Origin of the sequence: Kocuria cellulosilytica, from assembly GCF_040981245.1 — a bacterium.
In the GTDB taxonomy this organism is placed as follows: domain Bacteria; phylum Actinomycetota; class Actinomycetes; order Actinomycetales; family Micrococcaceae; genus Kocuria; species Kocuria cellulosilytica.
This window is the reverse complement of record NZ_JAVFWZ010000011.1, coordinates 79917-105723: the sequence shown is the minus strand read 5'-3', so window position 1 is coordinate 105723 and position 25807 is coordinate 79917. Positions and strand designations below refer to the sequence as shown.

Here is a 25807-nt window from a genome sequence, read left to right as displayed (position 1 = left end):
TCTTCTCGGGTTTCGGGGTCTCGGACGGGCGGACGGGCGGGGCGTGCTCAGCGGCCCTGGAACCAGGCGTACCCGCCGTAGCCGACGAGGGCCGCCGCGACGGCGGCCAGGAGCACGACCGTCCAGACGGGCTTCTGCTGCTGCTGGAAGGAGATGGCCCCGCCGGCGAGGAACGCGCCGAGGACCATCACCAGGACGGCGGCGCTCACGCCGCGCCGTCCCCGGTCTCCAGGGTCGGCCGGCCGGCCAGGGTGTCCCCGCCCAGGGGGTCACCGGCCTTGAGGTGGTCCAGGCGCCCCGTGCGCGGCAGGGTGCCGAGCCAGTTGCGCAGGAGCTGGATGCCGGCCTCGGAGGACTTCTCCGGGTGGAACTGGGTGGCGCACAGGGGCCCGTTCTCCACGGCCGCGACGAAGCGGCCCCCGTGGTCGGACCAGGTGACCTGCGGCGCCCGCATCTTCTCGATGTTCTGCGGGAAGTCCCACTTCTGCACCCCGTAGGAGTGCACGAAGTAGAACCGCTGGTCCTCGATCCCCCGGAACAGCACCGAGTCCTCGGGCGGCTCGACCGTGTTCCAGCCCATGTGCGGGACCACGTCGGCCTTCAGCCGTTCGACGACGCCGGGCCACTCGCCCATGCCCTCGGTCTCCTGGCCGTGCTCCACGCCGGAGTCGAAGAGGACCTGCAGCCCCACGCAGATGCCCAGCACGGGGCGGCCGCCCGCGAGGCGGCGGCCGATCAGGCGCAGGCCGTCCACGGAGCGCAGTCCCTCCATGACGGCGGCGAACGCCCCGACGCCGGGGACCACGAGGCCGTCGGCGTCGAGCACCGCCTCCGGGTCGGCGCTGAGCACCACGTCCGCGCCGGCCGCCTCGAGGGCGCGCACGGCCGAGCGCACGTTGCCCGCGCCGTAGTCGAGGACCGTGACGGTGGGCCGGGAACCGCCGGGGCCCGTGGTGGTGTCCTCGGTGCTCACAGGGCCCCCTTCGTGGACGGGATGCCGTGCACCCGGGGATCGGGCTCCACGGCCTGGCGGAGGGCGCGGGCCACGGCCTTGAACTGGGCCTCGGCGATGTGGTGCGGGTCCCGGCCGGCCAGCAGCGTGACGTGCAGGCAGATCCCGGCGTGGTGGGCCAGGGACTCGAAGACGTGCTGGACCATGGAGCCGGTGAAGTGCCCGCCGATGAGGTGGTACTGCTGGCCCTCGGGCTCGCCCGTGTGCACCACGTAGGGCCGCCCGGAGATGTCGACCACGGCGTGGGCCAGGGCCTCGTCCAGCGGGACGGTCGCCTCGCCGAAGCGGCGGATCCCGGCCTTCTCGCCCAGCGCCTGGCGCAGGGCGTCCCCGAGGACGATCGCGGTGTCCTCGACGGTGTGGTGGACGTCGATGTGGGTGTCGCCGGTGGATCGGATCCGCATGTCGATCAGGGAGTGCTTCGACAGCGCGGTCAGCATGTGGTCGTAGAACGGCACGGACGTGTCGATGTCGTTCTCGCCGGTGCCGTCGAGGTCGATCTCGACGGACACCGAGGACTCGCTCGTGCGCCGGTCCAGGGCGGCGCGGCGGGGCGCGCGGGCGCCGGTGGGGGTCTGGTCGCTCATTCGGTGGGAACTCCTCGCGGACGCGGCGCCGCCCTCGGCGGGCCGCGGATGGTCCGGGCCGGGCCGCGGGCGGCGGCTCGGGCCCAGGGGTGGTCTGCTTCCATGCTATCCGGGCCGGGGCACGCCCCGGCCCGGGCTGCTCAGGCGCCGGAGACGATCCGCTCCAGGCTGGTCAGGAACGCGGTGGTCTCCGCCTCGGTGCCGGCCGTGACCCGCAGGTGGCCGGGGACCCCGACGTCCCGCACGAGCACCCCGTCCGCGAGCAGCGCCTCCCACATGCCGCGGGAGTCGGCCATGCCGCCGAAGAACACGAAGTTCGAGTCCGACTCGGCGGGCTCGAGCCCGAGCCGGGTCAGTCCCTCGACGATCCGGTCGCGCTGGACCTTGATGTCCTCGACGTTGGCCAGCAGCGACCCCGAGTGGCGCAGCGCCGCGAGGGCCGTGGCCTGGGTGACGGCCGAGAGGTGGTACGGCAGCCGGACGAGACGCACGGCATCGGCGACCTCCGGCGCGGCCGCGAAGTAGCCGAGGCGGGCGCCGGCGAGCGCGAACGCCTTGCTCATGGTGCGGGAGACGATCAGGCGGGGCCGGCCCTCGAGCAGGGTGAGCGCGGTGGGGGTGCCGCCGTGCGAGAACTCGGCGTAGGCCTCGTCCACCACCACGACCGTGCGGAACTCCTCGCCCGCCTCGTACACCGCGGTCACCACGTCCGCCCCCAGCGCCGTGCCCGTCGGGTTGTTGGGCGAGCACAGGAAGACGACGTCCGGCCGGTGCCGGCGCACCTGCTCGGCAGCGGACTCCGGGGACAGCCCGAAGTCCGCCGCCCGCTCCCCCGCGACGAAGGCGGTGTGCGTCCCGGAGGCCAGGAGCGGGTACATCGAGTAGGTCGGGACGAAGGTGAGCAGGGTGCGGCCGGGGCCGCCGAAGGCCTGCAGGATCTGCTGCAGGATCTCGTTGGAGCCGTTGGCCGCCCACAGGTTCTCGGCCCCGAGCCCGTGGCCGAGGTACGCCGCGAGCTCCTCGCGCAGGGTGGTGAACTCGCGGTCGGGGTACCGGTTGAGGGCCCAGGCCGCCGCGGTGACCTCCTCGACGATCGCCGCGTGCACGTCCGCGGGGACCGGATGGGTGTTCTCGTTGGTGTTGAGCGCCACGGCGACGTCGAGCTGCGGGGCGCCGTACGGCGTCCTGCCGCGCAGGTCGTCGCGGAGCGGGAGGGCGTTGAGTCGGTCCAGGTTCTGCGTCACCCGGACAGTTTAGTGCTCCGCCCGGGCCCTCCGGCCCAGGACCCGTCACGGACCCGGGGCTCCCGCGGCGGCCCGGGGCCACGCGCGGCCGGCCGGACCGGGCGGGCGGCTCAGGCGGCCGGGACCTCGAGCGGCCGGCCGGCCACGAGCACGGAGCTGTCCAGATCGTTGAGCTCCACGATCTCGTCCATGACCTCCCGCGGGTCCCGGTCCGGGTCCGCGGTCACGGCGAGCTCCCACAGGCTCTGCCCGGGATGGACGGTGACCTGCTCGGTCCCGGGGCCCGGGACAGGCTCGCTCGTGGCCGTGGCCGTCGAGGGGACGAGGAAGATCACCGCCAGCACCACGAGGGCGGCGGAGCCGGCGAGGACGGGCAGGCCCAGGAACACCAGGCGGCCTCGGCGGGTGAGGGTCAGCGGGGTGCGGGAGCCGGAGCCGGCGGGGCGGGCCCGCCGGGCCGCACGGCCGAGGCCGCCCGCCGCCGCGGAACCGCGGCGGCGCTCGACGACGGCGCTGAGGGTGGCACTGGCACTCATGACATGAACTCCTTGACGTTCCCGCACGGGCGGGCGATCTCGAACACCGGTCCGGTCGACGGCCCGTGCGGGCCTCCATTCGATCGAACATACTTTCGAATACCGATGACCCATGTCTAGCACGTGCCTGCGAACGCTGTCGACACCGGCTCGTACATATGTTTGAACACCCACGGCGTGTCGCCTAGGCTGAGGACGTGTTCGGGCCTCGGGCCGGCGCGCGCTGCGGACCCCCTGCGCCTGCCGACCGGGATCCATCGAACCACCCGGGTCCGACATCGGAACCGGGACCGTGAGGACCGGCGGCACCGGCAGCCGGACGGGAAAGGACGACGCTCCCATGGCCCAGCCCCCCACCCCCGAGGAGCCCCGCGCCCGGGGCGCCCGCCCCGGGGCGCGCTCGCGCAGCCGCGGGCTCAGCGTGCGCCAGCGCACGATCCTCGAGGCCATCCAGCGCTCCATCGCCGAGCACGGCTATCCGCCGTCCATGCGGGAGATCGGGGACCTCGTGGGCCTGGCCTCGCTCTCGAGCGTCACCCACCAGCTCTCCCAGCTCGAGAAGCTGGGCTACCTGCGCCGCGACCCCAAGCGGCCCCGGGCCATGGAGGTCCTCACGCCGCTGCAGCTGCGCGGGACCGCCGGCGCGGAGGCCCCCGAACCGGCGGCCGAGACCGCGGCGGCGCCCGCCGGCCGCGCCGCGGGCCCCGATTCCGTGGCCGAGCTGTCCACCTCGGCGGACGTGACGATGGTCCCGCTGGTCGGCCACATCGCCGCCGGCGGGCCGATCACGGCCGAGCAGGCCGTCGAGGACGTCCTCGCGCTGCCCCGCCAGCTGGTCGGGCACGGCGAGCTGTTCATGCTGCGCGTCAAGGGCGACTCGATGATCGACGCCGCGATCTGCGACGGCGACTGGGTGGTGGTGCGGCGGCAGAGCGCCGCCGACAACGGGGACATCGTGGCGGCCCTGCTCGACGACGAGGCCACGGTCAAGACCTTCCGCCAGCGGGACGGCCACACGTGGCTGCTGCCGCAGAACACCCGCTACGAACCGATCCTCGGCGACCACGCCACCGTGATGGGCAAGGTCGTCTCGGTGCTGCGCAGCCTCTGAGCCGCCGCGCTCCCCGGTGCCCTGGCCTCCGCCGCCGGCGGGGGCCCGGTGCCGTGCGGCCCGGTGTCGTGCGGCCCCCCTGTCGAACGCGCCGGCCGGGCCCGGCCGGTTCGCACCCCGCCCGCGCGGACGTCCGGGCGGGGGCGGCACCCGGTCGGCGCCGGGCCTGCTCAGCCCGTGGCGAGGCGCTGCAGGGCCCCGAGCACCACCGAGCGGTCCGTGGTGGTCCACAGCGGCGGCAGGGAGCCCCGCAGGAAGCCGCCGTAGCGGGCGGTCGCGATCCGCGAGTCCAGGATCGCCACGACGCCCCGGTCCCCGCCCGTGCGGATGAGCCGCCCGGTCCCCTGGGCGAGCCGCACGGCCGCGTGCGTCGCGGAGACGGACATGAAGCCGTTGCCGCCGGCCCGCTCCGCGGCGCGGCTGCGGGCGCTCGCCAGCGGGTCGTCCGGGCGGGGGAAGGGGATCCGGTCGATCATCACGAGCCGGCAGGAGGCCCCCGGGACGTCCACGCCCTGCCACAGGCTCATCGTGCCGAACAGGCTCGTCGAGGGGTCGTCGGTGAACTCCTGGACGAGGCCCGCGAGCGAGGACTCCCCCTGGCACAGGATCGGCAGGTCGGTGCGCGCGCGCAGGGCCTCGGCCGCCTCCTCCGCGGCCCGGCGGGAGGAGAAGAGCCCGAGGGCCCCGCCCCGGGAGGCCTCCAGCAGCGCCAGCATCTCGTCCAGCTGGGCCTCCGTGAGCCGGCGGCCGGGCTTCTCCAGGTGCTTGGCGAGGTAGAGGATGCCCTGTCTCGGGTAGTCGAAGGGGCTGCCGACGTCCACGCCCTCCCAGCGCGGGGCGCCCTCGCCGCGCAGGCCCAGGGCACCGGCGGCGGAGTCGAAGGACGAGCCGACGGACAGGGTCGCCGAGGTGAGGACCACGGTGCGCCCGTCGAAGAGCCCCTCCCGCAGGGTGCCGGCCACGCTGAGCGGCGCCACGTGCAGGGTCGCCGGATCGGTGTCCTCGGCGGGGACGTAGCCGCGGCCGGGCTCCCAGCCGCCCTGCCGGGAGATCCACAGCACCTCGCGGTGCTCCTCGGCGGCGAGGATCCGCTCGGCGAGGTCGAGGACGTCGCTGACCCGGGAGCGGGCCAGCTGCCGGCCGGCGTCCCCGTCCTTCTCCCCCGCACCGGCCTTGGACTCGGTCATCACGGTGCGGGCGGCGTCCCGGATCTGGGCCACGGCCGCCGCCTGGGCGTCCCCGAGGCCCCGGTGCAGCAGCTCGGCCGCAGCGCCCGTCAGGGCGGCCTCGAGGTTGGCGGCCCCGACCGTGAGGGAGTCGGCGCTCGCGGAGGTGTGCTTGCGCACGGACGAGGCCGCCGAGCGCACCATGGCCGCGGAGAGCTGGCCGGTGACCGCACCCGTCACCCGGTCCTGGAGCTCGTGGGCCTCGTCGATGACCACGACGTCGTGCTCGGGCAGCACGGTGATCCCCTCGAACGCGTTGATCGCGAGCAGGGCGTGGTTGGTGATGACGATGTCGGCCTCGCCGGCCCGCTGCTTGGCGAGCTCGGCGAAGCAGTCCTCGACCAGGGGGCAGCTGCGGCCCAGGCACTCCTTGGCGGTGACGGACACCTGGCGCCAGGCACGGTCGCTGACGCCGGGGAGCACCTCGTCCCGGTCCCCGGTCCCGGTGTCCCGGGCCCACTCCCGCAGGCGCTGGACCTCCTGGCCGAGCCGCCCGGGCTGCTCGGCGGCCTCCGGCTGCGGCGCGCCGGGGTGCGGGGCGGCGTCGGGCAGGGCGAACAGCGCGCCGGGGTCGTCGTCGGACGGATAGCCGCCCTCGATCTTGTGCAGGCACGCGTAGTTGCTGCGGCCCTTGAGCAGGGCCACGTCCACGTCGCGCTCGAGCTCGCCCTCGAGGGCGGCCAGCAGCCGGGGCACGTCCCGGCCCACGATCTGCGACTGCAGCGCGAGCGTCGCCGTGGCCACGACCACCGGCTTGTCCGCGTGCTGGGCGTGCTCGACGAGCGGTGCCAGGTAGGCGAGGGACTTCCCCGTGCCGGTCCCCGCCTGGACCAGCAGGTGCCGGCCGCGGTCCAGGGCCTCGGCGACCTTCGCGGTCATCAGCCGCTGGCCGTCCCGGACCTGCCCGCCCATCGCGGTGACGGCGGTGTCCAGCAGGGCTAGGGCGTCCTTCGCCCCGGACAGGGTCTCGGGGCGCACGTCCGGGACGGTGCGCCCGGACTCTTCCACGGATGCGGCGGCCACGCGCTCAGGCGCTCTCGGCGCCGAAGCCGGGAGCGCGCTCGGGGGCGAACTCCGCGAGCTCGGCCGCGAGGTCCTCGCGGACCTTCACGAGCAGGTGGGTGCCCTCTGCCAGGTGCTCGGTGCGCAGGATCTCGGCGTCCCAGTCGTGCAGCCGGCTGACCACGTCGCCGCGCTGGTACGGGACCAGCAGCTCCAGCACCGTCTCGGGGCGCGGGATGGACTCGCTGATCCGCTGCCGGAGCTCGTCGATGCCCTCCCCCGTGCGGGCGGAGACCACGACGACGTTGCGCTCGCGCTGCTTGATCCGCTCGACCACGAACGGGTCGGCGGCGTCCACCTTGTTCAGGGCGATGATCTCGGGGATGTTCTGGGCGTCGATGTCCGTGAAGACCTGGCGGACCGCGCGGATCTGGCCCTCCGGGTCCGGGTGGGAGGCGTCCACCACGTGCAGGATGAGGTCGGAGTCGGCGACCTCCTCGAGGGTGGAGCGGAACGCCTCGACGAGCTGGGTGGGCAGCGAGCGCACGAACCCCACCGTGTCCGAGAGCGTGTAGCCGATGCCGTCCGGGGTCTGCGCGCGGCGGACCGTGGGGTCCAGGGTGGCGAACAGGGCGTTCTCCACGAGCACCCCGGCGTCCGTGAGCCGGTTGAGCAGCGAGGACTTGCCCGCGTTGGTGTAGCCGGCGATCGCCACGGAGGGCACGGAGTGGCGGCGGCGGTTGAGCCGCTTCGTCTCGCGCGCCGGCTTCATGGCGGCGATCTCGCGCCGCAGCTTGGCCATGCGGGTGCGGATGCGGCGGCGGTCCAGCTCGATCTTGGTCTCACCGGGGCCGCGGGAGCCGATGCCCTCACCGGCGGCGGCGCGGCCGCCGGCCTGGCGGGACAGGGACTCGCCCCAGCCGCGCAGGCGCGGCAGCAGGTACTCGAGCTGGGCGAGCTCGACCTGGGCCTTGCCCTCCTTCGACTTGGCGTGCTGGGCGAAGATGTCGAGGATCAGCCCCGTGCGGTCGATGACCTTGACCTTCACGACGTCCTCCAGCCCGCGGCGCTGGGAGGGGGCGAGCTCGGAGTCGACGACGACGGTGTCCGCGCCGGTCGCGGCGACGATGTCCCGCAGCTCCTTGGCCTTGCCGGAGCCCAGGTAGGTCGCCGGGTCCGGCTTGGTCCGGCGCTGGACGATGCCGTCGAGCACCTCGGAGCCCGCGGTCTCGGCGAGCGCGGCCAGCTCGCGCAGGGAGTTCTCGGCCTCGGCGAGCGTGCCGTCCGTCCACAGCCCCGCGAGCACCACGCGCTCCAGGCGCAGCTGCCGGTACTCGAGCTCGGTGACGTCCTCGAGCTCGGTGGACAGCCCCGCCACGCGGCGCAGGGCGCGGCGCTCCTCGAGGTCCTGCTGGTCGCCGTCGTGGACGGTGTGCCCGTCCTCGGCGTCGGCGAGCTCACGGGCCCGGCCGGAGAGCCGGCCCGGCGTGCTGGGGTCGTCCTCGTGCGCGGCGTCCTGGCCGGCGGCCTGCTCCCGGGCGCGGGCCCGGGACAGCACGCGCTCGACGACGTCCTCCAGGTCCTGCCGGCTCAGGCCGTTCTCGGGCTCCGCGGCGGCGCGGGGCTCGGCAGGGGTTTCACGGGGGTGGGTCATGGTTCCTTTCGAAACGGGCTGCTGATCGGTCCAGTCTAGTGGCGGCGCCGGACATCCCGGCGGCGGAGGCGGTGGTCCCCGCCGGGTCCGCGCCGAGGGCCGGCCCGTCCCGCGGTGCGAGGGCCGGCGGGCGCTGTCGGTAGCATGGGGCGCTATGGCACCGCGTCCCGACTCCCCCGATCCCGTGGCCGGCCCGGCGACCCCGAACCCGGGGACCGAGCACTACTTCTCCGAGGACCCCTCGGCGCCCGAGGTGCGGCGCTCCGTGGCCGTGACCCTGCGGGGGCGGGAGGTCGTGCTGCAGACCTCCAACGGGGTGTTCAGCCCGCGGGGCCTCGACAAGGGAACGTCCGTGCTGCTGGAAAATGTTCCCGCTCCCGCCGGTGCGGAGCTCCTGGACATCGGCTGCGGCTGGGGTCCGATCGCCCTGAGCCTGGCCGCCGCCGCCCCGGGGGCCCGGGTCACGGCCGTGGACGTCAACGAGCGCTCGCTGGGGCTCACCCGGGACAACGCCGCGGCCCTGGGCCTGGCCGGCGTGGAGGCGCTGCTGCCGGAGCAGGTGCCCACGGACCGGCGCTTCGACACCATCTGGTCCAACCCGCCCATCCGGATCGGCAAGCAGCAGCTGCACGAGCTGCTGCTGCAGTGGCTGCCGCGGCTGGCCCCCGGCGGCACGGCATGGCTGGTGGTGCAGAAGAACCTCGGCGCGGACTCGCTGCAGAAGTGGCTCGGCACCGCGCTGGGCGGCGCCTTCCGGGTCTCCCGGCACACGACCGACAAGGGCTTCCGGGTCCTGCTGGTCGAGCGCCGGGACTGAGTCGAGCGCCGGGACCGGGCGGCCGTCCCGGGCGGCACCGGCCGCCGGGGCCCGGCGGCAGCCCCGGTCCGGGGCAACGGCGGACGGGACCCGGCGGCAGCCCCGGTGCGGGGCGCCGGGCCGTGCGCGTCAGAGGAAGGTGCCGTCCGCCACCAGCACGGCCGGTCCGGCGAGCACCACGTGCTCGGCGCCGTCGGGCGCCGGCACGAACGTCACGGAGACGACCCCGCCGGGCACCTGCACGAGCCACTGGTCGGGCGCCGTGGCGCCGCCCCAGAAGCGGGTCGCCGCCGCCGCGGCGCACGCGCCGGTCCCGCAGGACTGCGTCTCGCCCACGCCGCGCTCGTGCACGCGCATCCGCACCCGGCCCACCCCGTCGTCGTCGCCGTCGGCGGGGACCACGAACTCGACGTTGGTCCCGTCCTCGGGCTCCGGGCGCACGACCGGGGCGGTGTGCAGCTCGAGCTGGTCGAGCTTCTCTCCCTCCGCGAGCGCCACGACCGTGTGTGGATTGCCCATGCCGATCGACAGCGCGGGGCGGGACACCGTCAGCCCGCCGGCCGTCACGACGGCGTCCGAGCCCCGGGTCCGGGCCGCCTCGCCGTCGAGGAAGGTCCACGGCCCCATGTCCACGGCCCAGCCGGAGTCGGTGCGCGCCACGGTCTTCACGCCGGCGCGGGTGCCGATGCGCAGCACGTCCCCCTCCGGGACCTCGGCGAGGCCCCGCTGGACGAGGTAGTGGACGAACACCCGCACCCCGTTGCCGCACATCTCGGCGACGGAGCCGTCGTTGTTGCGGTAGTCCATGAACCACTCGGCGTCGGGCGCCTCCGCGAGGACGGCCCTGCCCTCGGGGATCGCCTCGGAGCGCACGGCGCGGATCAGCCCGTCCCCGCCGATGCCCCGGTGGCGGTCGCACACCAGCGTCACCAGCTCGGCGTCCAGGGCCAGCTCGGCATGCGGGTCGGTCAGCAGCACGAAGTCGTTGCCCGTGCCGTGGCCCTTGGCGAAGCGGCGGCCGCCGAGCTCCCCCCACGGGCCGGCGTCGGGGCCCGGAACGGCGTCCGGGGCGTGGCGGGTGTCGTGCGTCGGGGCGGGGCTGGTCCGGGCGGAAGTCACCCGACCATGATACGCGGCCCCGGACGGGGTCGTGGGCTGGGTCCTGGGCGGGGCCCGCCGGCCGGGCCGCGCTCCGGGCCCCGGTCGGTGCCGTGGGCCGGAACGCGCTCGGCACCGTGGGCCGGGACGCGCTCGGCGCCGCGGGCCGGGCCACGACCGGCGCCGCGGCCGGGCAGCGGCTCAGCGGGCGGCGCCGGCCCGTTCGACGGTCCGCACGGCGCGCTCCACGAGGCCGGGCTCGGCGGGGTCGAGCCAGTGCACCCGCGGGTCCGCCCGGAACCAGGTCCGCTGGCGGCGGGCGAACCGGCGGGTGGCCGTCACCGTGGCCTCGGCCGCCTGCGCCACGGTGGCACGTCCGTCCACGACGTCGAGGAACTGCCCGTACCCCAGGGCCCGGGACGCCGTGCGGCCCTCGCGCAGCCCGCGCGCCGCCAGGGCGCGCACCTCGGCCTCCAGTCCGGCCTCGACCATGGCCCCGACCCGCCGGGCGAGCCGGTCGTGCAGCGCGGCGCGGTCGACGTCCAGGCCGATCTGCACCGTGGGCTCCACGTGCTCGCGGCGCGGCATGAACGCGGTGAAGGGGCGGCCGGTCAGCTCCCACACCTCGAGGGCGCGCACCAGCCGCCGGTCGTCCCGCAGGCGGGCGGCGGACTCGGGGTCCACCTGCCGCAGCCGCTCCCGGAGGGCACCGGGGCCCCGCTCGGCGAGCTCGTCCTCGATCCGCGCCCGCACCGCGGGGTCCGTGCCGGGCAGCTCGAGCACGTCCAGGGCCGCGCGCACGTAGAGTCCCGAGCCGCCCACCAGGACGGGGACCCGCCCGCGGGAGCGGATCCGGGCGAAGCACGCCCGGGCGTCGCGCTGGAAGTCCGCGACCGAGGTCTCCTCGGTGACGTCCAGGACGTCGAGGAGGTGGTGCGGCACCCCGCGCCGCTCCGGCACGGTCGCCTTGGCGGTGCCGATGTCCATGCCGCGGTAGAACTGCATGGAGTCGGCGTTGACGACTTCCCCGCCCAACCGCAGCGCGAGCTCGACGCCCAGGGCGGTCTTGCCGGTGCCCGTGGGACCGACGACGGCGACGACCGGCAGGTCCGCGCCGGTCACCGGACGGGCAGGCCCGGCATGCCCAGGCTCACGGGCCCGGGGCCGGCGGCGCCCGGGGCGGCAGGGACGCCGCAGGACGCGGCCTGGCGGCGGTCCCAGGCGTCCCCGGCGCGCGAGCGCCGCAGCGCGTAGTCCTGCGGGGAGCGCGGGTCGGCGACGAGGTGGTAGGCGGCGGCGCCGGTGACCTCGACCGTCACGAAGTCGCCGGGGCGCGGGACCTCGGCGCCCTCGGGCACGGAGAAGTGCACGAGCCGCTGGTCCCGGGCGCGGCCCGAGAGCCGGTGGGTCTGCTCGGACTTCTTGCCGGCCTCCGCGGTGACGAGCAGCTCGACCTGCCGGCCGACGACCGCCCGGTTCTCCTCCGCCGCGATCCGGTCCTGCAGGGCCACGAGCCGCTCGAAGCGCTCCTGCACCACGGCCTTGGGGACCTGGTCCGCCATCTCGCCCGCCGGGGTCCCGGGCCGGACGGAGTACTGGAACGTGTACGCGGAGGAGAAGCGGGAGGCGGCCACGACGTCGAGGGTGGCCTGGAAGTCCTCCTCGGTCTCCCCCGGGAAGCCCACGATGATGTCGGTGGTGATGGCGGCCTCGGGGATCCGTTCGCGGACGGTGTCCAGGATGCCGAGGAACCGCTTCGAGCGGTAGGAGCGCCGCATGGCCTTCAGGATCCGGTCGGAGCCGGACTGCAGGGGCATGTGCAGCTGGGGCATGACGTTCGGGGTCTCCGCCATGGCGTCGATGACGTCGTCGGTGAACGCGGCCGGGTGCGGGCTCGTGAAGCGCACGCGCTCGAGGCCCTCGATCTGACCGCACGCGCGGAGCAGCTTCGCGAACGCCCCGCGGTCCCCGAACTCGACGCCGTAGGAGTTCACGTTCTGCCCCAGCAGGGTGACCTCGACGGTGCCGTCGTCGACGAGGGCCTGCACCTCGGCGAGCACCTCCCCGGGCCGGCGGTCCTTCTCCTTGCCGCGCAGGGAGGGCACGATGCAGAACGTGCAGGTGTTGTTGCACCCCACGGAGATCGAGACCCACCCGGAGTAGGCGCTGTCCCGCTTGGTGGGCAGGGTCGAGGGGAAGACCTCGAGGGCGTCGAGGATCTCCAGCTGCGCCTCGGCGTTGTGCCGCGAGCGCTCCAGCAGGGCGGGCAGGGAGCCGATGTTGTGGGTGCCGAAGACCACGTCCACCCACGGGGCCCGCTCGAGGATCGTGTCCTGGTCCTTCTGCGCGAGGCAGCCGCCGACGGCGATCTGCAGGTCCTGGTTGCGCCTCTTGGCGGGCACGAGCTGGCCGAGGTTGCCGTAGAGCTTGTTGTCGGCGTTCTCGCGCACGGCGCAGGTGTTGAACACCACGAGGTCCGGCTCGCCGCCGGCGGCGGGGACGTAGCCGGCGGCCTCGAGCAGACCCGTGATCCGCTCGGAGTCGTGCACGTTCATCTGGCACCCGAAGGTGCGCACCTCGTAGGAGCGCGGGGCGGGCGCGGCGGAGGACGCGGTCAGGGACGGGGCTGCGGGGGTCGACATCACCGGACAATTGTACGGGCCCGGCCCGGTCACGGGGTGTCCAGGTGCTCCTCGCCGATCCCGTCGTCCTGGACCGGGGTGCCGGAGCGCGCCTCGAGCTCCTCCTTCACCACGGCGAAGGCCAGGCCGGGCGGATAGCCCTTCCGGCCGAGCATGCCGACCAGGCGCCGCACGATCTTGTCCCGGGCGGCGCGATCGGCGGGGTCCGGTCCGGCGGGGAGCTTGCGGCGCACCAGCTCGGCGGCGTCCTCCCGCTCGTCCTCGTCGGTGCGCTGCTCGAGCGCCGACTCGGCGATCTCCCCGGTCACGCCGCGGGTGGCGAGCTCGCGGCGGATCGCGGAGCGGGAGAGCTTGCGGGAGTTCGCGCGGGAGCGGACGTAGAGCTGCGCGTACTGGGCGTCGTCGACGAGGTCGACCTCCTCGAACCGGTCCAGCACCTCCCGGGCGACGTCCTCGGGGACGTTGCGGTCGGCGAGCTTGTCCTCGAGCTGCTTGCGGCTCTTCGCGGAGGCGGTGAGCTGGCGCAGGACGATAGCCCGGGCCACCTCGCGGGGGTCCGGCTCGGGATCCTGCGCCGGGGACGACGCCGCCGCCGGGCCCTCCGGCCCGCGGTGGCGGGCGGAGGACCGGCGGCGCCGGCGTGCGTAGGGGCTCTCGGTCACGGGCCCGCTCAGAAGGCCGGGCCGGGGACCTCGGTGGGCAGCCCGGCGACCGGCGGCTCCGCCGCGGTCTCCTCGGCCGCCTCCGGCTCCTGGACGACCCCGAGCTTCACCAGGATCCGGCGCTCGATCTCCTCGGCCAGCTCCGGGTTGTCCTTGAGGAACCGCCGGGAGTTCTCCTTGCCCTGTCCCAGCTGGTCGCCCTCGTAGGTGAACCACGCCCCGGACTTCTTCACGATGCCGTGCTCCACGCCCATGTCGATGAGCCCGCCCTCGGTGGAGATGCCCTCCCCGTAGAGGATGTCGAACTCGGCCTGCTTGAAGGGCGGGGCCATCTTGTTCTTGACGATCTTGGCCCGGGTCCGGTTGCCCACCGGGTTGGCCCCGTCCTTGAGGGTCTCGATGCGGCGCACGTCCACGCGGACCGAGGCGTAGAACTTCAGCGCCTTGCCGCCGGTGGTGGTCTCGGGGCTGCCGAAGAACACGCCGATCTTCTCGCGCAGCTGGTTGATGAAGATCGCGGTGGTGTTGGAGTGCGAGAGCCGGCCGGTGATCTTGCGCAGCGCCTGGCTCATGAGGCGGGCCTGCAGGCCCACGTGGCTGTCGCCCATCTCGCCCTCGATCTCGGCCTTGGGCACCAGGGCCGCCACCGAGTCGATGACGATGATGTCGATGGACCCGGAGCCCACGAGCATGTCCATGATCTCCAGGGCCTGCTCGCCGGTGTCCGGCTGGGAGACCAGCAGGCTGTCGGTGTCCACGCCGAGCTTCTCGGCGTAGGCGGGGTCCAGGGCGTGCTCGGCGTCGATGAAGGCGGCGATCCCGCCGGCCTTCTGGACGTTGGCCACGGCGTGCAGGGCCACGGTCGTCTTGCCGGAGGACTCCGGGCCGTAGATCTCCACGACGCGCCCGCGCGGGAACCCGCCGATGCCCAGCGCGACGTCCATCGCGATGGAGCCGGTGGGGATGGTCTCGATCTTGGTCGCCGGGCGGTCGCCCAGGCGCATCACCGAGCCCTTGCCGTAGTTCTTGTCGATCTGCGCGAGAACGGTCTCGAGAGCCTTCTCGCGGTCGCTGCCGAACTGCTGGTCGGAGCTCTGCTTGTTGCCCTTGGCTGCCATGGTTCACCTCGTGGTCGGGGGGCTCCGCCGGTGCGGCCGGAACCGTTGTTGCTGGTCTTTTCGTGTTCCACGGTATCGCCGGGGTCGGACACCGTAAGGCGTTCGCGCGGGGTCTGGGGAGGAGCGGCGAGCACCGCCCCGGACGGCACGGGCTGTGCAGTCCGCCCTCGGTCTTCGAATATACCTTCGAAGCGCCCCGGGGTCCACGACCACGCCGGGGCGGGCCCCGCGCGTCAGTCCCGGGGCGGGCGGTCCACGCCCCACCAGCGGGTCTCCGGGACGTCCTGGGTCCGGCAGATGGCGAACCACACGGTCCGCGGGTCGACCCCCGCCTCGATGGCCTCGAGGGCCGTGCGGTGGTCCAGTTCCCCGAGCACCAGGTCCCGGGCCAGGACCTTGCTGTAGCCCGCGCCGAACTCGTCGGCCATGAGCTGCCAGAAGCTGCTCAGCCGCATCCGCGTCCTCCTTCGTCGTGCCCCCGCCCGGCGGCGTGCCGGGCGTCGTGCCCGTCCATCCTGCCATCCGCGGCCCGGCCGCCGCAGACCGGAGGGCCCGCCGGTCCTGGGACCGACGAGCCCTCGGGGACGTCGTGGACGGGTGGCGGGCCGCCCGGGCGGATCAGCGGGCGCCGGCCGCGGCTGCCTCGCCGCCGTTGACCCGGCCGAACTCCCGCGAGTACTGCTCGGTGAGATCGCTGGGCACGGTGTCCGGGACCAGGAGGCCCTCGGCGTAGGCCAGGCGGTCCGCGACCTCGCGCAGCATCTGGGACATCGGGATGTCGAGGGCGGCGCAGATCGACGCGAGCAGCTCGGAGGAGGCCTCCTTCTGTCCGCGCTCCACCTCGCTGAGGTAGCCGAGGGACACGCGGGCGCTGTGGGAGACCTCTCGGAGGGTGCGCCCCTGGCGCTGGCGAACGCTGCGCAGAACCTCACCGATCTCCTGGCGGAGTACACCCATCTTCATGTCCTTCGTCTCGGTGCTGTCGTCCTCGTCCAGGCCCACGTCCTTCCAACGGACGACGCCATTGACGGACACGGGTTGCTTGGTCATGTGAATCGCTTGTCTCCTCGTGTGTACGGCAGCTTCACCGCCTGGTGCGGGCGGTGCCCCGGCGCCGGCCGGTCGACGTCGTGACGTCCACCGGCTCAACTCGAGCCTGCGATCATTGCTAACCCCGCTGACGGTTCCATTCTTCCCCCCGGGAGGCCTTTTTTCACTGGGAGTTGGCTGGGAGCACCATCGCCGCGGTGAGCCGCTCCAGGGCCGCGTGCACCGCGGCCGCCCGGATCGCCGCCCGGTCCCCCGCCGCGGCCAGCTCGTGGACCGCGGAGCCGGCCGGTCCCGCGATGCCCAGGTAGACGGTGCCCACGGGCTTGCCGTCGTGCGGCTCGGGGCCCGCGACGCCCGTCGTGGAGACGGCCCAGTCCGTGCCGAGGCGGCGGCGGGCGCCCTCGGCCATGGCGACGGCGACGTCCGGGTCGACGGAGCCCCGCTCGGCGAGCAGCCGGGCCGGGACGCCGAGGACCTCGGTCTTGACCCGGTTCGAGTAGGACACGACCCCGCCCTCGAAGCAGGCCGAGGCCCCCGGCACGTCCACGACGGCGGCGGCGAGCGCGCCCCCGGTGAGGGACTCCGCCGTCGCGACCGTGAGCGCCCGGCGGACGGCCTCCTCGACGAGGGCCCGGGCGGGCGGGCGCGGCTCCGTCACGCCGCGTCCCGCTCGGCCAGCGCCCGGCGGCGCAGCTGCACGGCCTTGACGACGTAGTCCACGCCGGTGACGACCGTGACCACGAGGGCCGCGCCCATCACGGTCCAGCCCAGCCACGGCCACCACGCGCCGACCAGCGGCACCAGCGGCAGCAGCAGGAGCAGGAGCGCCACGGTCTGCAGGACCGTCTTGAGCTTGCCGCCCTTCGAGGCCGCCATCACCCCGTAGCGGATGACGACGAAGCGCATCAGCGTGATCCCCCACTCCCGGACGAGGATCACCACGGTCACCCACCACCACAGCTCGCCGAGCATCGAGAGCACCACGAAGGCGGCGCCGGTCAGCAGCTTGTCCGCGATGGGGTCCGCGATCTTGCCGAAGCTCGTGATCAGCCCGCGCGCCCGGGCGATGTCGCCGTCGAGCTTGTCCGTGTACATCGCGACGGCGAAGACGGCCAGGGCCGCCCACCGCATGCCCAGGGAGTCCTCCCCCTGGGTGCCGCCCGCCCACAGGAACCAGACGAAGAAGGGCACCAGCACGATGCGCAGGGCGGTCAGCGCGTTCGGGAGGTTGAGGTTGGACGCCTGGTCGGCGGGGCTCATCGTGTGCTCGCTTCCTGGTGGGGTGGGGCGGGGCCGGCTCAGCGGCCGGTCAGCTGCCAGGCGTCCTCGGAGCCCTCGGGGTCCTCGGCGCCGTCGCCGTGGTCGGCCGCGGTCCGGGCCAGCGAGGCCTCGACCGGGTCCTCGCCGTAGTCCACGGATCCGCCCTGCGGCGCGGGCGGGTCCTCGCCGCGGATCACGGCGAGGGTCGCGGCGAGGTCGTCCGGCTTGACGAGCACGTCGCGCGCCTTGGACCCCTCCGAGGGGCCGACGACGCCGCGGGACTCCAGCAGGTCCATGAGCCGGCCGGCCTTGGCGAAGCCGACGCGCAGCTTGCGCTGCAGCATGGAGGTCGACCCGAACTGGGTGGTCACCACGAGCTCGGTCGCCTGCAGCAGGACGTCGAGGTCGTCCCCGATGTCCTCGTCGATGGTCTTCTTGGGGGCCTCCTGCACCACGTCCTGGCGGTAGTGGGCCTTCATCTGGCCCTTGACGTGGTCGACGACCTCGTGGATCTCGGACTCGGAGACCCAGGCGCCCTGCACGCGCATCGGCTTGGAGGCGCCCATGGGCAGGAACAGGGCGTCGCCCTGGCCGATGAGCTTCTCGGCGCCCGGCTGGTCCAGGACCACGCGGGAGTCGGTGACCGAGGACGTCGCGAACGCCATCCGGGAGGGCACGTTGGCCTTGATCAGCCCGGTGACCACGTCCACCGAGGGTCGCTGGGTGGCGAGCACCAGGTGGATGCCGGCGGCGCGGGCGAGCTGGGTGATCCGCACGATCGCGTCCTCGACGTCGCGCGGGGCGACCATCATGAGGTCCGCGAGCTCGTCCACGATGACCAGCAGGTACGGGTACGGCCGGATCACGCGCTTCGAGCCGGGCTCGGGCTGGACCTTGCCGTTGCGCACGGCCTTGTTGAAGTCGTCGACGTGCTTGTACCCGTAGTGCGAGAGGTCGTCGTAGCGGGCGTCCATCTCCCGCACGACCCACTGCAGCGCCTCGGCGGCCTTCTTGGGGTTGGTGATGATCGGCGTGATCAGGTGGGGCACGCCCTCGTAGGCGGTGAGCTCCACCCGCTTGGGGTCGACCATCACCATCCGCACCTCGTCCGGGGTGGCGCGCATCAGGAGCGAGACGATCATCGAGTTCACGAAGCTCGACTTGCCCGCGCCGGTGGCGCCGGCGACCAGCAGGTGCGGCATCTTCGCGAGGTTGGCCACCACGTAGCCGCCCTCCACGTCCTTGCCCACGCCCATGACCATGGGGTGCTCCGTCTTGCGGGCGTTGTGCGAGCGCAGGACGTCGCCCAGGGACACGGTCTCGCGGTCGGTGTTCGGGATCTCGATGCCGATCGCGGACCGGCCGGGGATCGGCGAGAGGATGCGCACGTCCGCGGAGGCCACGGCGTAGGCGATGTTCTTGGACAGGGCCGTGACGCGCTCGACCTTGGTGCCGGAGCCGAGCTCGATCTCGTACCGGGTGACGGTGGGCCCCCGGGAGAAGCCGGTGACCACGGCGTCCACGTTGAACTGGTCCAGCACGCTGGTGAGGGCGGCGACCACGGCGTCGTTGGCCTCGGAGCGCTCCTTCGGCGGCGGCCCCTGCACGAGCGCCCCGGGCACCGGCAGCGAGTAGGCGATGTCGCCCTCGAGCTTGAGCTGCTCCGCGCGGGCGGGGATGGGCGACTCGGGGGTGTGGGTGCGGGCGGTGACGGCCGTGGAGCCGGTGGGCTCGGCGGCCACGTCCTCGAGCGCCGGCGAGCCGGAGCCCGCCGCGGTGTCCGCGGCCGGCTCCAGGCCCTGGTCCCGGCGCAGCCGGCGGGCCGCCAGCTGCTCCTGGGTGGGCCGCTTCTGGCCCGGCCGCGGGGTCCCGCCGCCGTCCTCGGCGTCCGCCGGTCCGGTGGCCGGTCCGGCGGGCGCGGCCGCCGTCCCCGCCGCGGCGGCCCGCTGCCGGGCGGCGCGCGCGGAGTCGACGTCGAAGACGCGGGTGGGCGCCTGGCCGTCGGCGGCCTCCTCGTCGACGACGGCCCGCTCGAACGCCTCGTCCCCGCGGTAGCCGTCGAGGGCGCGCCGCTCCGCCTCGGCCTCCTTGCGCTCGCGGCGCTTCTCGCGGCGGGTCTTGGCCGCCTCGGCGCGCGCACGGTGCTCGTCCAGGTAGGAGCGGTCGTGCCGGGCGGCGGAGACGTCGGTCGCGGAGACCGGGCCGTCCTGGCCCATTAGCCGCCAGTAGCCCTGCCGCAGGCGCGGCAGGATGAGGTTGACGGGCGTGGCGGTGACCACGAGCACCGACAGGAACAGGGCGGCGACGAAGATGGCGCCGGCACCGGCCGGGGTGATGAGGGCGCTCAGCGGGTCCGCGGCGAGGAAGCCCACGTAGCCGCCGGCGCTCCGCAGCGCCTCCTGGCCCTGGCTCGGGGACGGCCGGCCCAGGAGCACGTGCGCCAGGCCCGAGCCCGCGACGACGGCGGCGCCGAGCCCGATCGCGATGCGGTTGTTGGCCGAGGTGTCCTCGGGGTGGCGGAAGCGGCGCAGCGCGAAGCCGACGAGCGGCAGCGGCAGCACCAGGGCCGTCCAGCCGAACGTCCCGGCGAGCACCTCGTGCACCGCGACCGCGGGGACCGCCAGCCACGGCGCCGAGGCGCCGGGCAGGTTCCACCACTCGACGGCGGCGGCGAGCAGGCCCAGCAGGAGCAGGAACAGGGCGCCCCCGTCCCGCAGCGACTCCGCGGGCACGTCGGTGCGCAGGGTGCCCATCCGGCGCACGGCGCCGCCGACCACGTGGGCGAGGGCCGTCCAGAGCCCTCCGACGACGCGGGCGCACCACGCCAGGGCGGCGCCCAGCCCGTGCAGCACCCGCGGGGAGGCCGGGGCGGCGGTGCCCCGCCCGGCGGACGCGGGACGGCGGGAGGAGGTGGACCGGCTGGATCCCGACGACCGCGCAGAAGACGTGCTGTTCTTGCCACGCGACGTCGAGGCGCCCTTGCGGGCGGGGGAAGTACGAGTCGCCATGCTCCCAGGGTAGACCACGGTCCCCTCCCGCCCGCGGTGCCGCACGGGCGGGAGGGGACGGGGCGCTCAGGCCTCGATGACGACCGGCACGATCATCGGCTTGCGGCGCAGCCGGCGGCTGACCCAGGAGCCGATGGTGCGGCGCACCACCTGCTGGAGCTGCTGGGTGGTGTGGTTCTTGCCCGAGTGGTTGATGGCGTCCTCGAGCGCGGCGGTGATCTTCGGCTTGATCTCGTCGAACACGCTGTCGTCCTCGGCCACGCCGCGGGCGTGCACGTCCGGGCCGGTGACGACCTTGCCGGTGTCCCGGTTCACCACGGTGATCACGGAGATGAAGCCCTCCTCGGCCAGCACCAGCCGGTCCTTGAGGTCGGCGTCGGTGATGGTGCCCACGGAGGAGCCGTCCACGTAGACGTAGCCGCACTCGATCTGGCCGGTGATCCGCGCCTGCCCGGCGGCCATGTCCACGACGGTGCCGCCCTCGGCCATGAGCACGTGGTCGGTGGGCACCCCGGTCTCCTCGGCGAGCTTGCCGTTGGCGATGAGGTGGCGGACCTCGCCGTGCACCGGCATGACGTACTCCGGCTCCACGATGTTGTAGCAGTACAGCAGCTCGCCCGCGGCCGCGTGCCCGGAGACGTGCACTCTGGCGGTGCCCTTGTGGACCACGGTGGCGCCCAGCCGCATCAGCCCGTTGATGATCCGGAAGACCGAGTTCTCGTTGCCGGGGATGAGCGAGGACGCGAGGATCACGGTGTCGCCCTCGGTGAGCTGGACCTTGTGGTCGCCGTTGGCCATCCGCGACAGCGCGGCCATCGGCTCCCCCTGCGACCCGGTGCACATGATGACCAGCTCCGAGTCCGCGTGGTCGTCGATCCGCTTCTGGTCGACCAGGGTGTTCGGCGGGACCTCGAGGTAGCCGAGCTTCTCGGCGATGGTCATGTTGCGCACCATGGACCGGCCCATGAACGCGACCTTGCGCCCGTGCTCGGCGGCGGCGTCGAGGACCTGCTGCACGCGGTGGACGTGCGACGAGAAGGACGCCACGACCACGCGCTTCGGCGCGCGCCCGATCACGTCCGCGAGGACGGGGCCGATGTGCTTCTCCGTGGGGGTGAACCCGGGGACCTCGGCGTTGGTGGAGTCGGTGAGGAACAGGTCCACGCCCTCCTCCCCCAGCCGCGCGAAGTGCCGCAGGTCGGTGATCCGGCCGTCGAGCGGCAGCTGGTCCATCTTGAAGTCGCCGGTGTGCAGGACGGTGCCGGCCTTCGTGCGCAGGAACACCGCGAGCGCGTCGGGGATCGAGTGGTTGACGGCCACGAACTCGCACTCGAACTCGCCGAGCCGCTCGACCTGCCCCTCGCGCACCGCCATGGTGTAGGGCTTGATCCGGTGCTCCTGGAGCTTCGCCTCGATGAGCGCGAGCGTCAGCCGTGACCCGATGACGGGGATGTCGGGGCGGCGCTTGAGCAGGTACGGGACGGCGCCGATGTGGTCCTCGTGGCCGTGGGTCAGCACCACCGCCACGACGTCGTCGAGCCGGTCGACGATGTGGTTGATGTCCGGGAGGATCAGGTCCACCCCGGGCTGGGTCTCCTCGGGGAAGAGCACGCCGCAGTCGACCACGAGCAGCTGCCCGTTGATCTCGAACACCGTCATGTTCCGTCCCACCTCGCCCAGCCCGCCCAGCGGGACGACGCGCAGGACGTCCTTGCCGAGGGCGGGCGGGGCCGACAGGTCGGTGTGCCACTGGGTCATGTGACCTCTTTCGTCAGTCGATGGTCTCGAGGAGGGTGTCGGAGATGACCGAGCCCGCCAGGTCCGCGCGGATCAGGGCGGCCTCGGCCTCCGTGGGCGGGACGTGCGGGAGGCGCACGGTGTTGTGCGGCAGGCGGCCCTGCCAGCTGAGGATCGTCTTCGCGGCGACGGCGCCGGGGGCGCGGGTCATGGTCGCGCGGACCACGGGCTCGAGCTCGCGGTTGATCCGCTGGGCCGTGGCGAGGTCCTGGGCGCGGACCGCGTCGACGAGGCGGCGGTACCGGGCGGTGGCCACGTGGGTGGTGACGCCGATGAGCCCGGCGGCGCCGATGGCCATCCAGGGCAGGGTCAGCCCGTCGTCGCCCGAGTAGTACAGCAGGTCGGTCTCGGCCAGCACCCGGGTCGCGGCGACCAGGTCCGCCTTGGCGTCCTTGACGGCCACGATGTTCGGGTGCCCGGCGAGGGAGACGAGGGTCTCCGTGGCGATCGGGATGCCGGCGCGGCCCGGGATGTCGTAGAGCATGATGGGCAGGTCCACGGAGTCGGCGAGGCTGCGGAAGTGGGCCTCGACGCCGGCCTGGGAGGGCTTGTTGTAGTACGGGGTGACGATGAGCAGCCCGTCCATGCCGATCTTCTCGGCGGCCCGGGAGAGGTACCGGGAGTGCTCGGTGTCGTTGGAGCCGGTGCCCGCCAGCAGGGGCACGCGGGAGCCCACGGCGTCCTTGACCACGCGGAACACGGAGAGGTTCTCGTCGTCGGTCATGGTGGAGTACTCGCCCGTGGTGCCGCACACCACCAGGCCGTCGCAGCCGTCGTCCACGAGCTGCTCGGCCATGGTCGCGGTGGCGTCCAGGTCCACGGAGCCGTCCTCGGCGAAGACGGTGATCATGGCGGTGAGCAATGTCCCGAACATGGGCTCGGACCGGGTCGCGGGCAGGTCGGCGGGGGAAGGCGAGGCGTTGGCAGTCATGGGTGCCAGGTTACCGTCTTCGCTGCGGGCGCACCGCCGGGGGACGCGTCCGGTCCCGGTGTGCCCGCCACGGGCTCAGGCCCGTTCCCCGCCCGGGGGGTCGGCGGGCTCCGTGCCGCGGGCGGCGCGCCCGCGGGAGAGGGCCACGGCGTCGCGCATCGCGGCGCGGGCGCGGGTCCGGTCCCCGGCGGCCGCGTAGGCGAGGGAGAGCCGGTACCAGTTGCGCCACTCCCCCGGGTCCTCCTCGGTCTGCGCCCGGTACGTCCCGAACCGCTCGTCGGCGGCCTCGCGCACGATGCGCCCGCCGGGGGTGCGCGGCAGGTCGTCGGGCGGCAGCCCGCCCTCCGCGTGCAGGGTCCGGCCGAGCTGCTCGGTCCGGACGCCGAAGAGGACCTCGCGCACCAGCGCCCACACGCCCACGGCCGGCAGCACGAGCAGCGCCGCCCCGAAGGCCTTGGCGATCCAGCCGTCCGTGCCCAGCAGCAGCACGGCGCGGTGCAGGCTCAGCCCCAGGTAGACGACGAGCAGCGACACCATGGCCGCGGCGAGCAGCTTCGCCTTGTTCGTGGACTCCAGGAGCGTGAAGACGCCGGCGAAGACGAGCACCGCGAGGATCCACAGCTTCGAGCCGCCGGGGATCGGCAGCAGCCACAGGGTCAGCAGGGCCGCCGCGAACAGGCCCAGGACCCAGGTCCGGATCGAGTCCATCGGCGCTACAGGCCCAGGTCGAGGTAGTCCTCGAGACCGTGCGTGAGCCCGGGGTGGGAGACGACCTGCCGGACGCCGAGCACCACGCCGGTCATGAAGGAGATGCGGTCGAAGGAGTCGTGCCGGATGGTGAGCTGCTCGCCGAGGTTGCCGAGCAGCGTCTCCTGGTGGGCCACCAGTCCCCGCAGGCGCACCGAGTGCACGCGGACGTCGTCGACGAGCGCCCCGCGGGCCCCGTCCGGGTCCTGCTTCGTGGCGTCGGGCGAGGGCGCGACCCCCGCGGCCCGCCGGGCCTCGCCGACGAGGGCGGCGGTGCGGGCGGCCGTGCCCGAGGGGGCGTCGACCTTGTCCGGGTGGTGCAGCTCGACGATCTCGACGGACTCGAAGAACCGGGCGGCCTGCGCGGAGAAGCGCATGGCCAGGACCGCGCCGATGGAGAAGTTGGGGGCGATGAGCACGCCCACGCCCCGGTGCCGCTCGAGCAGCGCCCGGGTCCGGTCCAGGCCCTCGTCGTCCCAGCCGGTGGTGCCCACCACGCAGTGGATGCCGTGCTCCACCGCGAAGCGCACGTTGTGCTCGGTGACCGACGGGACGGTGAAGTCGACGACGACCTGCGCGCCCGCCGAGACCAGGACCTCGAGGGAGTCCTCGTGGTCGAGCTCCGCGACGAGCTCCAGCCCCTCGGCGCGGCGGACCGCCTGCGCGGCCTCGCTGCCCATGCGGCCGCGGGCGCCGAGGACGGCGACCCGGAGCCCGCCGGTGGTGGTCGCCGGGGCGGTGGTGGTCTCGGTGGCTGTGCGCTCGGTCATGGCTCCAACTCTAGGTCACGGGCTCGCGGGTCACGGTCCCTGGGTCGCGGGGCGGGCGGGCCCCGGTGGCGGGGCGGGGTCAGCGGCGGGTGGGCGCCACGATGGTGGTCACGACGGGTCCCTCGGCCAGCCACGCGGCGAGCTCCCGGACCTGCTCCGGCGTCACGGCGCGCACCCGGTCCAGGGACTCGTCGATGTCGAGGAACTCCCCGGACTTCAGCTCCGCGGAGCCCAGCCGGGACATCCGCGAGCCGGTGTCCTCGAGGGCGAGCACGGTGCCCCCGCCCAGCTGGCCCACGACCTTGCGCAGCTCCTCCGCGCCGATGCCGTCCCGGGCGAGCGTCTCCAGCTCGCCCGTCATGAGCGCCACGACCTCGTCGGTGCGCGCGGGCAGGCACCCGGCGTACATCCCGAAGTAGCCGGCGTCCGAGTAGGCCCCCGAGAAGGAGAAGGTGCTGTAGGCCAGGCCCCGCTTCTCGCGGATCTCCTGGAACAGGCGGGAGGACATCCCGCCGCCCAGGGCCGCGTTGAGCACCGTCATCGCGAACCGGCGGTCGTCCCCGGCCACGAGCCCGGGCCGGCCGACGACCACGTTGGTCTGCTCCACGGGACGCTCCAGGAAGTGCTCGCCCCAGTCCGGGGCCAGGGGCGCCGGGGTGCGCTCGCGCCGCGGGACGGGCGCCGCCGGGACGGCGGGGTCCCAGCCCGCGCGCTCGAGGGCTTCGGCGACGAGGGCGACGACGACGTCGTGCTCGAGCCCGCCCGCCGCCGTCACCACGAGGCCCTCGGGCCGGTAGTGGCGGCGGTAGTGCTCGACCACCGCGTCGCGGGGCACCTCGAGGATCTCCTCGGGGGTGCCGCCGATGGGCCGGCCCAGGGGGTGGTCGCCGAGCACGCGCTGGGTGAACTCCTCGAAGGCGACGTCCTCGGGGTCGTCCTTGTCCATGGCGAGCTCCTCGAGGATGACCCCCCGCTCCCGCTCGAGCTCCTCCGGGTCCAGGGCGGCCGACGTCACCATGTCGGTGATGACGTCGATCGACATCGGCAGGTCCTCGGCCAGCACCCGCGCGTAGTAGCACGTGTGCTCCTTGGCCGTGGCCGCGTTGGACTCCCCGCCCACCTCGTCGAAGGCCTCCGCGATCTGCAGCGCCGAGCGCCGCGCGGTGCCCTTGAACAGCAGGTGCTCGAGGAAGTGCGTGGAGCCCAGCCGGCCCGGCTGCTCGTCCCGGGAGCCGACGCCGACCCAGAAGCCGACGGTCACGGCCCGCTGGGCGGGCATCCGCTCGGTGAGCACGCGGGTGCCGCACGGCAGCACCGTGCGGCGGACCACGTTGCCGCCCGCGCCCTCGTGGAGGGTGTGGCTGAAGCCCGCGGCGGCCGTGGTCAGGGCCGCCGCCGCGGCGGAGGGGGAACTGCGGGGAACCGCCGAGAGGCGGGCGTCCGGGCCCGGGGTGCTCCCCGGGCCGCGGTCGCCCGCCTCCAGCGGCAGATCGACTGCCGTCATCCAGCTGTGCTGCCTTCTCTGCTCGTGCGGT

At 74.2% G+C, this 25807-nt stretch carries 24 protein-coding genes; 2 read left to right on the top strand and 22 right to left on the bottom strand.

Annotated elements, in window-relative coordinates:
* Positions 1-47 precede the first annotated feature (47 nt).
* From RCG67_RS15030 to RCG67_RS15010, 5 genes are all read right to left on the bottom strand, one after another.
* The gene (locus tag RCG67_RS15030) at positions 48-209 is read right to left on the bottom strand and encodes a CG2302 family histidine operon protein (protein ID WP_368827425.1); all 162 of its coding nucleotides are present in this window, start codon (positions 207-209) and stop codon (positions 48-50) included.
* Entirely contained in the window at positions 206-973 is a 768-nt protein-coding gene (gene hisH / locus RCG67_RS15025; protein WP_368827423.1) for an imidazole glycerol phosphate synthase subunit HisH, read from the bottom strand. Before hisH ends, RCG67_RS15030 begins: the two co-directional genes overlap by 4 nt.
* The gene (gene hisB, locus RCG67_RS15020; RefSeq protein WP_368827421.1) at positions 970-1599 is read right to left on the bottom strand and encodes an imidazoleglycerol-phosphate dehydratase HisB; all 630 of its coding nucleotides are present in this window, start codon (positions 1597-1599) and stop codon (positions 970-972) included. Before hisB ends, hisH begins: the two co-directional genes overlap by 4 nt.
* Before the next feature lie 140 nt (positions 1600-1739).
* Complete coding sequence (locus RCG67_RS15015) at positions 1740-2843, bottom strand: histidinol-phosphate transaminase (RefSeq protein WP_368827419.1); 1104 nt, start codon at positions 2841-2843, stop codon at positions 1740-1742.
* A gap of 110 nt (positions 2844-2953) precedes the next feature.
* Positions 2954-3379, bottom strand: coding sequence for a LysM peptidoglycan-binding domain-containing protein (locus RCG67_RS15010; RefSeq protein ID WP_368827417.1), 426 nt, complete (start codon positions 3377-3379; stop codon positions 2954-2956).
* Positions 3380-3719: 340 nt separating this feature from the next.
* Here RCG67_RS15010 and lexA point away from each other — a divergent pair, with 340 nt between their 5' ends.
* Entirely contained in the window at positions 3720-4490 is a 771-nt protein-coding gene (gene lexA, locus RCG67_RS15005; RefSeq protein WP_368827415.1) for a transcriptional repressor LexA, read from the top strand.
* Positions 4491-4660: 170 nt separating this feature from the next.
* On the opposite strand, the gene RCG67_RS15000 is transcribed toward lexA, so the two are convergent.
* Positions 4661-6739, bottom strand: coding sequence for an ATP-dependent DNA helicase (locus RCG67_RS15000; RefSeq protein WP_368827413.1), 2079 nt, complete (start codon positions 6737-6739; stop codon positions 4661-4663).
* A 4-nt stretch (positions 6740-6743) separates the two neighbouring features.
* Positions 6744-8372, bottom strand: coding sequence for a GTPase HflX (gene hflX, locus RCG67_RS14995; RefSeq protein ID WP_368827411.1), 1629 nt, complete (start codon positions 8370-8372; stop codon positions 6744-6746).
* A 154-nt stretch (positions 8373-8526) separates the two neighbouring features.
* Here hflX and RCG67_RS14990 point away from each other — a divergent pair, with 154 nt between their 5' ends.
* A complete protein-coding gene (locus RCG67_RS14990; RefSeq protein WP_368827409.1) occupies positions 8527-9189 on the top strand; it encodes a class I SAM-dependent methyltransferase in 663 nt (220 codons plus the stop codon).
* A gap of 129 nt (positions 9190-9318) precedes the next feature.
* On the opposite strand, the gene dapF is transcribed toward RCG67_RS14990, so the two are convergent.
* From dapF to RCG67_RS14915, 15 genes are all read right to left on the bottom strand, one after another.
* Entirely contained in the window at positions 9319-10308 is a 990-nt protein-coding gene (gene dapF / locus RCG67_RS14985; RefSeq protein WP_368827407.1) for a diaminopimelate epimerase, read from the bottom strand.
* A 180-nt stretch (positions 10309-10488) separates the two neighbouring features.
* Positions 10489-11409 carry a tRNA (adenosine(37)-N6)-dimethylallyltransferase MiaA gene (gene miaA, locus RCG67_RS14980; protein ID WP_368827406.1) on the bottom strand — a complete coding sequence of 307 codons (921 nt, stop codon included), beginning with the start codon at positions 11407-11409 and terminating at the stop codon, positions 10489-10491.
* Positions 11406-12929 (bottom strand): tRNA (N6-isopentenyl adenosine(37)-C2)-methylthiotransferase MiaB, encoded by a 1524-nt coding sequence (miaB, locus tag RCG67_RS14975; protein ID WP_368827468.1) that lies wholly within the window; start codon positions 12927-12929, stop codon positions 11406-11408. The genes miaA and miaB overlap by 4 nt, the downstream gene beginning before the upstream one ends.
* 29 nt (positions 12930-12958) lie before the next feature.
* Positions 12959-13591 carry a regulatory protein RecX gene (locus tag RCG67_RS14970; RefSeq protein ID WP_368827405.1) on the bottom strand — a complete coding sequence of 211 codons (633 nt, stop codon included), beginning with the start codon at positions 13589-13591 and terminating at the stop codon, positions 12959-12961.
* A gap of 8 nt (positions 13592-13599) precedes the next feature.
* Positions 13600-14709, bottom strand: coding sequence for a recombinase RecA (recA, locus tag RCG67_RS14965; protein WP_058873509.1), 1110 nt, complete (start codon positions 14707-14709; stop codon positions 13600-13602).
* A gap of 233 nt (positions 14710-14942) precedes the next feature.
* Positions 14943-15164 (bottom strand): DUF3046 domain-containing protein, encoded by a 222-nt coding sequence (locus RCG67_RS14960; protein WP_368827403.1) that lies wholly within the window; start codon positions 15162-15164, stop codon positions 14943-14945.
* A 163-nt stretch (positions 15165-15327) separates the two neighbouring features.
* On the bottom strand, positions 15328-15759 hold the full coding sequence (locus RCG67_RS14955) for a helix-turn-helix domain-containing protein (protein WP_017832912.1): 432 nt from the start codon (positions 15757-15759) through the stop codon (positions 15328-15330).
* Between the two features lie 163 nt (positions 15760-15922).
* On the bottom strand, positions 15923-16417 hold the full coding sequence (locus RCG67_RS14950; protein ID WP_368827401.1) for a CinA family protein: 495 nt from the start codon (positions 16415-16417) through the stop codon (positions 15923-15925).
* A complete protein-coding gene (pgsA, locus tag RCG67_RS14945; protein WP_368827399.1) occupies positions 16414-17019 on the bottom strand; it encodes a CDP-diacylglycerol--glycerol-3-phosphate 3-phosphatidyltransferase in 606 nt (201 codons plus the stop codon). Before pgsA ends, RCG67_RS14950 begins: the two co-directional genes overlap by 4 nt.
* Positions 17020-17057: 38 nt before the next feature.
* Entirely contained in the window at positions 17058-20027 is a 2970-nt protein-coding gene (locus RCG67_RS14940) for an FtsK/SpoIIIE family DNA translocase (protein ID WP_368827397.1), read from the bottom strand.
* A 66-nt stretch (positions 20028-20093) separates the two neighbouring features.
* A complete protein-coding gene (locus RCG67_RS14935; RefSeq protein WP_058873504.1) occupies positions 20094-21785 on the bottom strand; it encodes a ribonuclease J in 1692 nt (563 codons plus the stop codon).
* A 13-nt stretch (positions 21786-21798) separates the two neighbouring features.
* Positions 21799-22755 carry a 4-hydroxy-tetrahydrodipicolinate synthase gene (dapA, locus tag RCG67_RS14930; protein WP_438612680.1) on the bottom strand — a complete coding sequence of 319 codons (957 nt, stop codon included), beginning with the start codon at positions 22753-22755 and terminating at the stop codon, positions 21799-21801.
* Positions 22756-22830: 75 nt separating this feature from the next.
* Positions 22831-23463, bottom strand: a complete 633-nt coding sequence (locus RCG67_RS14925) for a hypothetical protein (RefSeq protein WP_368827394.1) — start codon at positions 23461-23463, stop codon at positions 22831-22833.
* A 5-nt stretch (positions 23464-23468) separates the two neighbouring features.
* The gene (gene dapB / locus RCG67_RS14920; protein WP_368827392.1) at positions 23469-24272 is read right to left on the bottom strand and encodes a 4-hydroxy-tetrahydrodipicolinate reductase; all 804 of its coding nucleotides are present in this window, start codon (positions 24270-24272) and stop codon (positions 23469-23471) included.
* 79 nt (positions 24273-24351) lie between these two features.
* On the bottom strand, positions 24352-25776 hold the full coding sequence (locus RCG67_RS14915) for a M16 family metallopeptidase (RefSeq protein WP_368827391.1): 1425 nt from the start codon (positions 25774-25776) through the stop codon (positions 24352-24354).
* Between the last annotated feature and the right edge of the window lie 31 nt (positions 25777-25807).